This is a genomic window from Streptomyces sp. NPDC054757, from assembly GCF_053612185.1.
Genome location: NZ_JBSHBW010000022.1, coordinates 63,124 through 76,671 on the forward strand (window position 1 = coordinate 63,124; position 13,548 = coordinate 76,671).

Below are 13,548 nucleotides of genomic sequence, written 5' to 3' on the forward strand. Positions count from 1 at the left end.
CGGAATGATGTCTTCATGGACGACGGGGGGCCGAGTGGCAGCATCGGAACAGCCGAGAGCGGCGAACCACAGGCCGTATTTCTTTCTCAGCTATGCGCACACTCCGAAACACGGGGCCGTCGGACCCGACCCCGACATGTGGGTCGAGCGGCTCTTCCGTGATCTCTGCGCCCATGTGATGGCCATGACCAATCTCCCCGCCGGGGCGCCCGCGGGCTTCATCGACCGGGAACTGCGCTCGGGCGAGGGCTGGTCGGAGCGGCTCGGTGAAGTCCTCGCCACCTGCCGGGTCTTCGTGCCGCTCTTCTCACCCCGCTACTTCGGCAGCGAGATGTGCGGCAAGGAGTGGTACGCCTTCGCCCAGCGCGCCATCCAGGAGCAGGTCCGCAACAACCGCACCGCCGACGCGATAGTCCCCGCCCTCTGGGTTCCCGTGCCACCGCACCAACTGCCGGGCCCGGCAGCCCGGTTGCAGTTCAACCACCGCGCCTTCGGCGAGCGCTATGTGACCGACGGGCTCTACGGACTCGTCAAGCTGCGGATATTCGCCGAGGAGTACGAACGGGCCGTCTACGAACTGGCCAAACGCATTGTGAGCGTCGCCGACGCGTCGGACATCGGCCCCTGCCGTCCCGTCGACTATCGCGCCATACCCAGCGCCTTCGGACCGCCCAGTGCGGGGCCGCGCCCGATGAAACTCACCGTCGCCGCGCCCACCCGCCACGATCTGCCCGACGGCCGGCATTCCGAGTACTACGGGGACACCCCGCTGGACTGGAATCCCTACCATCCCGTCTCAGCGCAGCCGCTCTCCCGGCTCGCCGAGGACCTGGTGCGCTCACTCAACTACCAGGCCACCGTCACCTCGTTCGACGAGGAGGTCCTCCACCTGGACGGCAAACAGCCGCCGTCCCGCCCCGAGGTCCTGCTCGTCGACCGATGGGCCCTGCACGACGACGAACGGCGCCAGCGGCTCTCCGCCTTCGACTCCGAGCACCGCCCCTGGGTGAGCGTGGTCGTTCCCTGGAACCGCGACGACCACCAGAGCAGAGCATCCGAGACCGAGCTGACCGGCCGTCTTGAGGACACCATGCCGTCCAAGATGCGCGAGGGGCGCGCCGCGTCCAGGGCCGCCGCCAAGGGCGTCCCGAGCATGGAGGCCTTCGGCCAGATCCTGCCCCAGGTGGTCGAGGCCGCCGCCCAGCAGTATCTGAAGCACGCCGCGGTCTATCCGCCGGGCGGCGGCGGACACCACGAAAGGCCCCGGCTCATCGGTCCGATGGCGACCGAGCAGGCCACCACCCGCTACATACCGGCCACACAGGATCTCACGCTCGACGCGGAGGACACGGATGACGGCAGGGCGTGACGGACGCATCGTCACCTTCTATTCGTACAAGGGAGGCACCGGCCGGACCATGGCGCTGGCCAACACCGCCTGGATCCTGGCCGCCAACGGCAAACGCGTCCTCGCGGTCGACTGGGACCTGGAGGCGCCGGGCCTCTACCGGTTCTTCCACCCCTTCCTCGACCCGTCCACACTCGGCGCCACCACCGGGATCATCGACCTGATCACCGAGTACGCCTGGGCGGCCACCAGCCCCGTCCCGCGCCCCGACGACTGGCACCGGGACTACGCCCGTATCCAGCAGCACGCGGTCTCGCTGACACCCGAGATCCTGGGCTGGGAGTTCCCCGACGGCGGCACCCTCGACTTCGTGTCGGCCGGCCGGCAGAACCGCGAGTACTCGGCCACCGTCTCCACCTTCGACTGGGACAACTTCTACGACCGGCTCGGCGGCGGCCACTTCTTCGACGCGCTGCGCGACGACATGAAGGCCAACTACGACTACGTCCTCATCGACAGCAGGACCGGTCTCAGCGACATCGCCGACATCTGCACCGTCCATCTGCCCGACATGCTCGTCGACTGCTTCACCCTCAGCGACCAGTCCATCGACGGCGCGGCGGCGGTGGCCCGCCAGATCGACAGGCACGACGGAGGCCGCGGCATCCAGATCCTGCCCGTCCCGATGCGGATCGACGAGGGCGAGAAGGAGAAGGCCGACGCCGGACGGGCCCTGGCCAGGCTCCGCTTCGACGGACTGCCGCGCGGGCTCAGCGCCGAGGAGCTCACCGCCTACTGGGGAGCGGTCGAGATCCCGTACCGCCCCTACTACGCCTACGAGGAGACGCTGGCCACCTTCGGCGACGAGGCCGGACTCACCAACTCGCTGCTCTCCGCCTTCGAGCGGCTCGCCGCCGTCGTCACCGACCGGCGCATCACCTCGATGCCGCAGATCCCCGAAGAGGTCAGGCTGCGCATCAGGGACGCCTTCACCCGCCGGCGCCCGGCGCTCCCCGCCGATCTGCTGCTCAGCTATGTGGCGGAGAACCGGATGTGGGCCGACTGGATCGAGTCGGTGCTGACCCGCGCCGGATTCCGGGTGGTGCCCCGCGACGTCTCCGCCGGGCCGGCGCCCTCCGACGCGGAGTCCCCGGCGGCCGACGGCGTCTCCCGTACCGTCGTCGTCCTCTCCAGCGCCTACCTCAAGTCGGCCCGCGCGGTGGAGGTCTGGCGGCGTTCGGCGGCCGAGGACCCCTCCGGGACCCGCAGACACCTGCTGCCGCTGCGGGTCGGTGACGTACGGCTGACCACGCCGTACATCGACCGGAACCCGGTCGACCTGTTCCGGCTGGACGAGGTGCACGCCACCGCCGCGCTGCTGCGGTCGGTCGACCGGCCGGGCCAGCCCGTCGACGGGGTCTCGCCGGGGCCGCGCTTCCCCGGCACCGTCCCGAAGATCTGGAACGCGCCCGCCCGCAACTCGGGCTTCACCGGCCGCTCCCTGGTCCTGGAGCGGATGCGCGACCAGCTCGGCGGCGGGATGGCCGTGGTCCTGCCGCAGCCCCAGACGCTGTACGGACTCGGCGGCGTCGGCAAGACCCAGGTGGCCCTGGAGTACGTGCACCGCTTCATGGCCGACTACGACCTGGTCTGGTGGATCTCCGCCGAACAGGCCGACGACGTCATCGCGGGCCTCGCCGAACTCGCCGTCCGGCTCGGCACCCAGGGCGCCGACGACATGGCGTCCGCATCCCAGGAGGCCATCGACCTGCTGCGCCGAGGGGTGCCGACCCCGCGCTGGCTGCTGGTCTTCGACAACGCGGACGACCCCGAGCAGGTGAAGCGCTTCTTCCCGCCGGGCGGCCCCGGCCATGTACTGGTGACCTCACGGAACCAGACCTGGTCGCAGTACGGGGACGCGCTGCCCGTCGACGTCTTCATGCGGGAGGAGTCCGTCGAGCACATCCAGCGCCGGGCGCCGGGGCTCTCCGCCGACGACGCGGCCCGGGTCGCCGAGGCGGTGGGCGATCTGCCGCTCGCCGTCGAACAGGCGGCGGCCTGGATCGCCGAGACCGCCACCCCCGTCGACACCTATCTGGAACAGCTGGCCCAGGAGGCGGAGAGCGTACTCGGGCTCAACCAGCCGGCCGGCTACCCGGAGCCGGTGGCCGCCACCTGGAACGTGTCCATCGCCCGGCTCAGGGAGCGCTCGCCCGCCGCCGTCCGGCTGCTCCAGCTCTGCGCCTTCTTCGCACCGGAGCCGATCTCGGCCAAGCTGCTCTACAGCCGCGAGATGATCGACGCGCTCAAGCCGTACGACGCGACGCTCCAGGAGAAGCTGGTGCTCGGCCGGGTCATCCGGGAGATCGGGCGGTTCGCGCTCGCCAAGGTGGACCCGGTGGGCGGCTCCATCCAGGTGCACCGGCTGGTGCAGGCGGTGATCAAGGCCCAGCTCACCCACGCGGAGCGGGACGACGCACGGCACGCTGTCCATATGATCCTGGCGGGCGCCAGGCCCGACGGCGACGAGCCTATAGACAACCCCGGCACCTGGCCCGACTTCGCCCCCATCTGGCCGCACCTCGGGCCGTCGGAGGCCAGGCTCTGCAAGGAGCCGGAGACCCGCAGGCTGATGATCGACCGGGTGCGCTACCTCTGGAAGCGCGGTGACTTCGTCACGGCCGCCGCGCTCGCGGGCGAGCTGCGCGAGGTCTGGCGCGAACGCCTCGGCAACAACGACCTCCAGTACCTCTACCTCCGCTTCCACCTCTCCAATATCCTCCGCTCGCGCGGCCGTTACGTGGAGGCGATGGAGCTGGACGAGGAGACCCTGCGCCGCCAGCGCGCCCAGCTCCCGGAGCTGGGCCCCTCCCATCCGCACACCTATATGACCACCAGCGCCCTCGCCATGGACCTCGGCGCCGTCGGTGAGTACAGCAGGGCCATGACACTGGCGACCGAGGCGTACGAGGGGTTCAAGGAGATCTTCGACGAGTCACATCCGAGGACCCTGGCCGCCGCCAACAACCTGGCGCTCAACCTGCGGATCGCCGGCCAGTACGCCCGTGCGCGCGAGATGGACCAGGATGTCTACGACCGGCGCACCGAAGTGCTCGGCCCGGAGCATCCGTACACCCTCTCGTCCGCGCAGAACCTCGCCCGCGACCTGCGTGAGGTGGGCCGGTACGAGGACTCCGTCGCGCTGCTCTCGCGGACGTACCAGATCTTCAAGGAGCAGCTGGGCCGGGCCTTCCCCGGCACGCTCGCGGCGGCCAAGAGCCTGGCCGTCTCGCTGCGCAGGGCGGGCCGCCTGGAGGACGCCAGACGGCTGACGGCGGCCACCCGGGACCGGTACCGCATCAAGTACACGGTGGCCAACCCGGACTGGCTGGCCTGCGATCTGAACTTCGCGGCCGACCTGTTCGCCGCCGGGGACGCGGCGGGGGCGCGCGACACCGCGCAGGCGGTGGTGGACCAGTACATGAAGATGCCGGGGGAGCGGCATCCGTACACCCTGACCGCCATGAACAACCTGGGGATCTACCAGGGCGCCTGCGGGGCGCTGGACACCGCAGAGTCGGTGCTGGCCAGCACCATCAGGGCGATGAGCGACGTACTGAACCCCCGCCATCCGCACGTGCTGTTCGCCACCGTCAACCTGGCCAATGTCACAGCGGAGCTGGGCGATCTCCCCAAGGCCCTGGAGATCGAACGAAGGGTGGTCGCTGCCCTGCGCGAGGTCGTCGGCGCCCACCATCCGGAGACGCTGGCCTGTGCGTCCAACATGTCGGTGACGCTGGACGCGCTCGGCCGCAAGGAGGAGGCGCAGCTGCTGAGGGCGGAGACCGTCGCCGAGCTGCCGCGCCAGCTCGGCGACGACCACGACTACGTGGGGATCGCGGGCGACGCGCGGCGGTTCAGCCGGGACCTGGAGCCGCTCGTGGTGTGAGGGCCGGCGGTCCCGCCGCGCGCCCCGGTCCTCACTCGTCCAGCAGCCAGTGCAGAACGCGGGGGAGCGCGTGCAGTGCGTCGAAGTGCGCGGCGGCCGGTTCGAGCACGGCCGTCGCGCCCGGGATGCGCCGGGCCAGCCAGCGGGAGTGGCCTACCGGTGAGAAGACGTCCTTCACGCCGTGCCACAGCATGATCGGGCTGCGGATCCCGGCCGGGTCGAACCCCCAGGGCCGGGAGAACGCCAGTGCGTCGTCGATCCAGCCGTACGGTGAAGTGCGCAGCGCCTCCTGGTAGTTGCGCAGCAGCATGGCGCGTACGCCCGCGTCGTTGACGACCCGGCGGTCGGAGTCGGTGAGGTCGCTGAAGAGCTGGTCCAGCAGCCGGACCGGGTTCTTCCTGATCTCCGCCGAGCGCGGGATGAGCCGGGCCGCGAGACCGTCGGGGTCGTCGGAAGCGGTGGTGTACTCGCGGACGTTGGACGCGGCCATGCCCTCGAACCAGTCGAGTCCCACCGCGTCCCGGGGGGCGAGCGTCACCAGGGCCGCCGCCCTGGTGACCCGGTCCGGCAGCAGTGCCGCGCAGGCGAGCGCGTGGGGTGCGCCGCCCGACCGGCCCGCCACGGCGAACTTCTCCAGCCCCAGCGCGTCGGCGATCGCCCCGACGTCCTGGGCGACATCGGCGACGCTGCGCCCCGGCAGCCGGTCGCTGCCGCCGTAGCCGGGGCGGTCGAAGGCGATGAGCTGCATCCTGCGCTGGTAGAGCACCATTCCGCGTGGGGCGGGTCCGAGTCTGCTGCCGGGGGTGCCGTGCAGCAGGAACACCGGCCTGCCGCGTGGATCGCCGAGACGCTCCACCGTCAGATGACGCCCGTCCGGTGCGCGTACCCGTCCGCGCAGCCCCGGTCCCTCTGTGCCGTACGCATGCATCGTGTGCACTGGCATCCCCCTCCGCTCCGATGATTACCCATCAGCGCGTTTTCTGGGGTGATGAGTTGGTGGGAAAGTGTGGATACGGAAGGGAGTGCGCCGCAATCCGGTCCGCCGGCGGTGGATAGCGGACGGCAGGCGGCAGGACACGAGGGTGATTTGTCACTGTCCAAGGTTTATCCATGCTTTGATACCCCGGCGGTACTCTCCATTCGTGAACGGAGTGCGGGTGCCTTGTTGGTGTCGTGTGCCCGTCCTTGAACCGACCTTGTGTGCGAGCTGTGACTGTCGGAATAGTGGGCGACTCCATCCTCCGCTTCCGGTCACCCCACATGACCGGAAGCGGCCCCCACAGGAGGTCGAAGTTGAAGCACCGACGCATACCCAGGCGCCGAGTGATCGCGGCAGCGACCGGCGCCGCCGCGCTGATCGCAGCGGGCGTCACCTTCCAGACGGCCAACGCCAGCGAGGCGGCGCCGGCATCCGCGGCGAAGACCCTGTCCGTGTCCGCGGCCGGGAACCTGGCATCGGCACTGACCCACAAACTGGGCTCGGACGCGGCCGGTTCGTACTACGACGCAAAGAGCAAGAACCTGGTGGTGAACGTCCTCGACGAGGCGTCGGCCCAGGGTGTGCGCAAGGCGGGCGGCCGGGCGAGAGTCGTCCAGAACTCGATGGCCGAGCTGACCGGCGCACGCAAGACCCTGTCCGACAAGGCATCGCTGCCGGGCACCTCATGGGCGGTGGACCCGGTCAGTAACAAGATCGTCGTCACCGCCGACCGTACGGTATCGGGGGCGAAGCTCTCCAAGCTCAACAGCGTCGTCAAGGGTCTCGGCGCCAAGGCCGAACTCAAGCGCAGCACCGGGGAGTTCAAGCCGCTCATCGCGGGCGGCGACGCCATCTGGGGCTCCAGCGCCCGCTGCTCGCTCGGCTTCAACGTGGTCAAGGACGGCCAGCCGTACTTCATCACCGCCGGGCACTGCACCGAGGCCGTCAGCAGCTGGTCGGACTCGCAGGGCGGCTCGGAGATCGGCACCAACGCGGCCTCCGACTTCCCTGGCCACGACTACGGCCTGGTGAAGTACACATCGGACACCCCGCACCCGAGCGAGGTCGACCTCTACAACGGCAAGACCCAGCCGATCACCAAGGCGGCCGACGCGACCGTCGGCATGGCGGTCCAGCGCAGCGGTTCCACCTCGCAGGTGCACGGCGGCACGGTGAAGGGGCTCGACGCCACCGTCAACTACGGCAACGGCGATGTCGTCAACGGTCTCATCCAGACCGATGTCTGCGCCGAGCCCGGTGACAGCGGCGGCGCGCTCTTCTCGGGCGACAGCGCGATCGGTCTGACCTCGGGCGGCAGCGGTGACTGCTCCGCCGGCGGTGAGACGTTCTTCCAGCCGGTGCCCGCGGCGCTGGCTGCCTTCGGGGCGAAGATCGGCTGACGCTCCCGTAGCGGTTCCCCAGCAGTACACCGGGGCCCGGCCCGTCCTCGTGACGGGACGGGCCTCTGCCGTACCCGGATGCGGTTCTCAGGTCCTGGGCGTCGTCTCCCGCACCGCCGGGGCGGCCGCCGGTCTGCCGCGGAAGACGGACATACCGATCGTGATGATCGTGCCCACCACCGCCCAGCCGGAGAGCACCAGCAGCGGGCCGGTGACGGCGTTGCCCCTGAAGTACGCGATCGAGCGCGCCGTCCAGGTCCCCGCGCCCGGGGGCAGCCAGGGGCCGATCGCATGCCAGAACGGCGGCAGCATCGGCAGCGGGAAGGCGCCGCCCGCGCTCGGGTTGCCCGCGATCACGACCAGCAGGACGGCCAGGCCGATGCCGACGATGCCGGTGAGCGCCTGGAGGGCGAGCGTGATCGCGCCGACCCCGAAGACGACCAGCGCGCCGAGACCCCAGAGCCCCGCGACGCTGCCGGGCAGCGCGCCGAGCACCGGCCCGACGATGACCGCGCCCCCGAGGCCGCCCAGGACCGAGTAGAGCGCCATGGTGGCGAGCCTGAGCACGGCGCGCTGTCCGTTGGCGGCCCGGGAACCCGCGCTGATCGCCAGGATCGACGCGCAGAGGTAGCCGCCGACGCACCAGCCGACGACGAGGTAGAACGCGGAGAGCCCGTCGAAGTCCTGGGCCGAAGCGGGGGCCAGATCGACGGTCCGTACGCTCCGCCGCTGGGTCTTCTCCACCCCGGTGATGATCCGGTCGAGCGAGGAGGAGAGCACGGTCCCGCCGCCGGACGCGACCAGGAGTGTGTCCTTCGGGCCGCCGGAGCCGACGATCAGGGCCCCGTCGAGATCACGGTTGAGGATCTTCTTCCGGGCGTCGGCGGCGCTGGAGACCGTACGCGGGTCCAGCGGGCCGCCGGGCAGCCCCTTGAGTTCGCGGACCAGCTTCGGGGCCGCCTGCGCGGGTGCGACGACCCCGAAGGGCACGTCCTTCGGCCGGGGACTGTGCAGAGCCCCCACATAGGACGCGATGAACAGCAGCTGCAGCACCAGCGTGCCGATGACGAGCAGCGCCGCGCGCGGGGTGACAGCGGTCTTCATCTCGTCCAGGAAAGTCATGGCCCCACGGTCCGGTAGCGCGGGCGTTTGCGCAGGTGGGAAGGGCCGAATGGCTGACGCTCCGTTAATCGTACAGGTATTCGAAAGTGGTCTATGGTGGGGAGAAGAATCAGGAACGGACTGGATCATCGGAGCAGGAGGTGCGGCGGATGCCCGGTTTCACGCATCTCCACACCGTCTCGGGGTTCTCCCTGCGGTACGGGGCCTCCCACCCGGAACGGCTCGCCGAGCGGGCCGCCGAGCGGGGCATGGACGCCATCGCGCTGACCGACCGGGACACCCTCGCGGGCACCGTCCGCTTCGCCAAGGCGTGTGCGGCGGCCGGGGTGCGGCCGCTGTTCGGGGCCCGGCTCGCCATCGGCGGCCGGGCGCGCGCCGAAGGGCCCACGCACCGGACGCGCACCCCCGTGCGCGGCGGGGCGTTCATCGACGAGTCCGTACCCCGCGCGACCTTCCTCGCCCGGGACGGCGCCGTGGGCTGGGCGGCCCTGTGCCGGCTGGTCACCGTGGCCCACGCGGACGGCGGGCGGCCCGTGCTGCCCTGGGACGAGAACCACGGGGACGGCCTCGCCGTCCTGCTCGGCCCCGACTCCGACGTCGGCCGGGCGCTCGCGGCGGGCCGCCCGGACCGGGCCGCCGCCCTGCTCGGGCCGTGGCGCGAGATCCACGGCGACGCGCTGCGCCTCGAAGCGGTCCATCACGGGCTGAGCGGCACCGGACCCGGCTCGCTCAGGCTCGCCGCCCGTACGCTCGGCTTCGCCGCCGAGCAGGGCGTACGCCCCGTACTGACCAATGCCGTCCGCTACGCCGACCCGGGGCAGGGCCCGGTCGCCGACGTCCTCGACGCCGCCCGCAGGCTGGTGCCCGTCGATCCGCGCAAGGGCCTCGACAGCGGTGAGCGCTGGCTCAAGGACGCCGGTGAGATGTTCCGTACCGCCGAGCGGATCGCCGAGGCGGCGGGCTTCCGCCGGGACACCGCGCACCGGCTGATCGAGGAGACCCAGGCCCTGGCCGCCTCGTGCAGCGTCGACGCCGAGGACGACCTCGGCATGGGCACCGTCCACTTCCCCGAACCGCGCCTCGTCGGCGCCGGACACCGCACCGCCCAGCGCGTACTCGCCTCCCGGGCCGCCGCCGGCATGGTGCTGCGCGGCTACGACCGCAGACGCGAGTACTGGGAGCGGATGCACCACGAACTGGACATCATCGCCTTCCACGGCCACGCCTCGTACTTCCTGACCGTCGCCCGGGTCGTGGACGATGTGAAGGAGATGGGCATCCGGGTCGCGGCCCGCGGCTCCGGCGCGGGCTCCCTCGTCAACCATCTGCTGGGCATCGCCAACGCCGACCCCGTCGAGCACGGGCTGCTGATGGAGCGCTTCCTCTCCCGCCGCAGGCTCGCGCTGCCCGACATCGACATCGACGTCGAGTCGGCCCGCAGGCTCGACGTCTACCGCGCGATCATCGGCCGCTTCGGCGCCGAGCGGGTCGCCACCGTGGCCATGCCGGAGACCTACCGGGTGCGCCACGCGATACGGGACGTGGGCGCCGCCCTGTCCATGGACCCGGCGGAGACCGACCGGCTGGCCAAGGCCTTCCCGCACATCCGCGCCCGCGACGCCCGTGCGGCGATGGCGGAGCTGCCCGAACTACGCGCCGTGGCCGAGGAGTCGGAGCGGGATGCCGGGAAGTACGGGCGGCTGTGGGAACTGGTCGAAGGGCTCGACGCCCTGCCGCGCGGAGTCGCCATGCACCCGTGCGGGGTGCTGCTCTCGGACGCCTCCCTGCTGCGCCGGACGCCCGTGATGCCGACCAGCGGCGAGGGTTTCCCCATGTCCCAGTTCGACAAGGAGGACGTGGAGGACCTGGGGCTGCTCAAGCTCGATGTGCTGGGGGTGCGGATGCAGTCCGCGATGGCCCACGCCGTCGCCGAGATCGGCCGGGCCACGGGGGATCGGCTCGATCTGGACGACCCCGCACAGGTGCCGGAGGGTGACCCCGGAACGTACGCGCTCATCCGCTCCACCGAGACCCTGGGCTGCTTCCAGATCGAATCGCCGGGCCAGCGCGACCTGGTGGGACGGCTGCAGCCCGCCACCTTCGACGATCTGGTGGTCGACATCTCGCTGTTCCGGCCGGGTCCGGTCGCCGCCGACATGGTGCGCCCCTTCATCGAGGCCCGGCACGGCCGGGCGCCGGTCCGCTTCCCGCACCCCGACCTCGCCGAGGCGCTGAGCGGTACGTACGGGGTCGTCGTCTTCCACGAGCAGATCATCGAGATCCTGCGGATCATGACGGGCTGCGGCCGGGACGAGGCGGACCAGGCGCGGCGCAGGCTCTCCGACCCCGAGTGGCAGGGCCGGATCCGCGCCTGGTTCGCCGCGGCTACGGCGGAGCGGGGCTACGCGCCCGATGTCACCGCGCGCACCTGGGAGATCGTCGAGGCGTTCGGCGCGTACGGATTCTGCAAGGCGCACGCGGTGGCCTTCGCCGTGCCGACCTACCAGTCCGCCTGGCTCAAGGCACACCACCCCGCGGCTTTCTACGCGGGGCTGCTCACCCATGACCCCGGGATGTACCCGAAGCGGCTGCTGCTGGCGGACGCGCGGCGGCGCGGGGTCCCGGTGCTCCCGCTGGACGTCAACCGGTCGGCGGTCGCTCACCGTATCGAACTGGTGTCCGGTAATTTCGGGGTCCGCCTCGCGCTCTCCGACGTCCACGGCATCAGTGAGGCCGAGGCCGGCCGGATCGAGGCGGAGCAGCCCTACTCCTCGCTGCTGGACTTCTGGCAGCGTGCCCGGCCGGGAAAGCCGGTCGCCCAGCGCCTCGCCCAGGTCGGCGCGCTGGACGCGTTCGGCGCCAACCGGCGGGACCTGCTGCTGCACATATCCGAACTGCACGCGGGAGCGCACCCCGGCCGCGGCGGATCCGCGCACAGTGGCCAACTCGCCCTGGGCGAAGGGCGGAACACGGCACCGGCCGGACTGCCCGACCTCAGCGACGCCGAGCGGCTCAGCGCCGAACTCGGTGTTCTCGGCATGGACTCCTCGCGCCATCTGATGGAGGACCACTACGCCTTCCTGAAGGAGCTGGGCGCGCTCTCCGCCCAGCGGCTGCGCTCCGCCGAACACGGGCAGAGCGTCCTGGTCGCGGGCGCCAAGGCCGCCACCCAGACCCCGCCGGTACGCTCCGGGCGCCGGGTCGTCTTCACCACCCTGGACGACGGCACGGGCCTGGTCGACCTCGCCTTCTTCGACGACAGCCATGCCGCGTGCGCGTACACCGTCTTCCACTCCTGGCTGCTGCTGGTGCGCGGAGTGGTGCAGCGGCGCGGGCCGCGCAGCCTCAGCGTGGTCGGCTCGGCGGCCTGGAACCTGGCCGACCTGGTGGAGCTGCGGCGGACCGGCGGCCTCGACGCCGTCGCCGCCGCCCTGGCCGCGCCCGCGCCGGGCGGCGGGGACGGCGCGGACGGCGGGGGCGGAGGCGGTACGGAGGCAACGGACGGCACCGGCCGCCGTATCCGCCACTCCACCGGCTACGAGATGAACCCCTGGGCCGACCTCAGGCCCGCCGGGGACCCCAACGCCACCGGGCGCAAGCTCTGGCACTCCAGCCAGGGGAGCGCGGGATGATCCTCTCCGTACGGTTCACTCCCGAGGCCCTGCCGCTCGGCCTGATCGAGGACCTCACCCCGGTGGTCCAGGCCTTCCCGCCCGATGCCGCGCTCATCGATGTGGGCGGCGCACAGCGGTACTTCGGGCGCGGCGCCACCGAACTCGCGGCGCTGCTGCGGGTGCGGGCGCTCGCCCACCACGGTCTCGACTGCGCGATCGGCGTGGGCGCCAATCCGCTGCTGGCCCGGATGGCCGCGCGGGAGGCCCGGCCGGGGACGACCCTGGTGGCCGGTGACGCCCGTACGTTCCTCGCGGACAAGCCCGCCGCCGCGCTCCAGGGGGTCGGGCCGAAGCTGGCCCGCACCCTCTGCTCGTACGGGCTCGACTCCATCGGCAGGATCGCCACCGCCCCCCTCGCCACCCTCCAGCGGATCGCCGGAGCGCGCGCCGGGCGTGAACTCCAGGAGCGGGCGCGCGGCATCGACCGTACGCGGGTCGTACCGAACGCGGCGGCCCGCTCGGTCTCGTCCGAACGGTCCTTCCCCCGCGACGAACTGGACCGTGACCGGCAGCGGGTGGCCCTGCTCTCGCTCACCGAGGAGCTGGGGGCCCGGATGCGCCGTGAGGGGCAGGTGTGCGGCGCGCTGGCGCTCACCGTGCGGTACGCCGACCGGTCCACCACCACCCGCGGACGCACCCTGCGCGAGCGGACCGCGCACTCGGCCGCGCTCACCTCCGCGGCGTACGCGGTCCATGACTCGCTCGGGCTGCAGCGCGCCAGGGTGCGTGCGATCGCGCTGCGTGCGGAGGGGCTGTCACCGGCCGAGCACGCCGCCCATCAGCTGATGTTCGACCCCGCCGACGACAGGGCACGCCGGATCGAGGCGGTCGCCGACCGGGCGCGGGCACGCTTCGGACCCGGCGCGATCATGCCGGGGGCGCTCGGGACCGCCCGGCGGGCCGCGGTCTCGTGAGGCGCGGTGCCATGAGGTGCGGTGCCATGAGCTGTACGGTCGTGGACCGCGGAGATCATTCTGATTCTCCCTGACCCTCCCTGGTCCTCCATCAGTTCTTTACTGACGCGTAACTTCCCCCGCTACCCTACTCGCGCGTAATTTGGCGTGTACAGAACACTC

7 protein-coding genes are annotated in these 13,548 nt (G+C 71.6%); 5 read left to right on the forward strand and 2 right to left on the reverse strand.

All coding sequences use genetic code 11. The annotated features are described in order from the left end of the window. The first annotated feature begins 4 nt into the window (after positions 1-4). Positions 5-1,369, forward strand: a complete 1,365-nt coding sequence (gene fsxC, locus ACWGKJ_RS24225; RefSeq protein ID WP_385032116.1) for an FxsC protein — start codon at positions 5-7, stop codon at positions 1,367-1,369. After that, complete coding sequence (gene fxsT / locus ACWGKJ_RS24230) at positions 1,353-5,297, forward strand: FxSxx-COOH system tetratricopeptide repeat protein (protein WP_453315813.1); 3,945 nt, start codon at positions 1,353-1,355, stop codon at positions 5,295-5,297. Before fsxC ends, fxsT begins: the two co-directional genes overlap by 17 nt. 31 nt (positions 5,298-5,328) lie before the next feature. Here the strand turns inward: fxsT and ACWGKJ_RS24235 are convergent, their stop codons facing one another. Further along, entirely contained in the window at positions 5,329-6,225 is an 897-nt protein-coding gene (locus ACWGKJ_RS24235; RefSeq protein ID WP_385034138.1) for an alpha/beta fold hydrolase, read from the reverse strand. Between the two features lie 365 nt (positions 6,226-6,590). On the opposite strand from ACWGKJ_RS24235, the gene ACWGKJ_RS24240 reads away from it, so the two are divergent. Then, positions 6,591-7,676, forward strand: coding sequence for a S1 family peptidase (locus tag ACWGKJ_RS24240; protein ID WP_385034135.1), 1,086 nt, complete (start codon positions 6,591-6,593; stop codon positions 7,674-7,676). Positions 7,677-7,763: 87 nt separating this feature from the next. On the opposite strand, the gene ACWGKJ_RS24245 is transcribed toward ACWGKJ_RS24240, so the two are convergent. Continuing rightward, positions 7,764-8,798 (reverse strand): DUF3533 domain-containing protein, encoded by a 1,035-nt coding sequence (locus ACWGKJ_RS24245; RefSeq protein WP_385020172.1) that lies wholly within the window; start codon positions 8,796-8,798, stop codon positions 7,764-7,766. A gap of 149 nt (positions 8,799-8,947) precedes the next feature. Here ACWGKJ_RS24245 and ACWGKJ_RS24250 point away from each other — a divergent pair, with 149 nt between their 5' ends. Together ACWGKJ_RS24250 and ACWGKJ_RS24255 are read left to right on the forward strand one after the other, a co-directional pair. After that, entirely contained in the window at positions 8,948-12,430 is a 3,483-nt protein-coding gene (locus ACWGKJ_RS24250) for a DNA polymerase III subunit alpha (protein WP_385020169.1), read from the forward strand. Next, the gene (locus ACWGKJ_RS24255) at positions 12,427-13,386 is read left to right on the forward strand and encodes a DNA polymerase Y family protein (RefSeq protein WP_385020166.1); all 960 of its coding nucleotides are present in this window, start codon (positions 12,427-12,429) and stop codon (positions 13,384-13,386) included. The genes ACWGKJ_RS24250 and ACWGKJ_RS24255 overlap by 4 nt, the downstream gene beginning before the upstream one ends. Positions 13,387-13,548 lie beyond the last annotated feature (162 nt).

Coding starts and splice junctions, on each gene's coding strand:
- fsxC (WP_385032116.1), top strand. CDS start 5: ATGATGTCTTCATGGACGACGGGGGGCCGAGTGGCAGCATCGGAACAG.
- fxsT (WP_453315813.1), top strand. CDS start 1,353: ATGACGGCAGGGCGTGACGGACGCATCGTCACCTTCTATTCGTACAAG.
- ACWGKJ_RS24235 (WP_385034138.1), bottom strand. CDS start 6,225: ATGCATGCGTACGGCACAGAGGGACCGGGGCTGCGCGGACGGGTACGC.
- ACWGKJ_RS24255 (WP_385020166.1), top strand. CDS start 12,427: ATGATCCTCTCCGTACGGTTCACTCCCGAGGCCCTGCCGCTCGGCCTG.
- ACWGKJ_RS24250 (WP_385020169.1), top strand. CDS start 8,948: ATGCCCGGTTTCACGCATCTCCACACCGTCTCGGGGTTCTCCCTGCGG.
- ACWGKJ_RS24245 (WP_385020172.1), bottom strand. CDS start 8,798: ATGACTTTCCTGGACGAGATGAAGACCGCTGTCACCCCGCGCGCGGCG.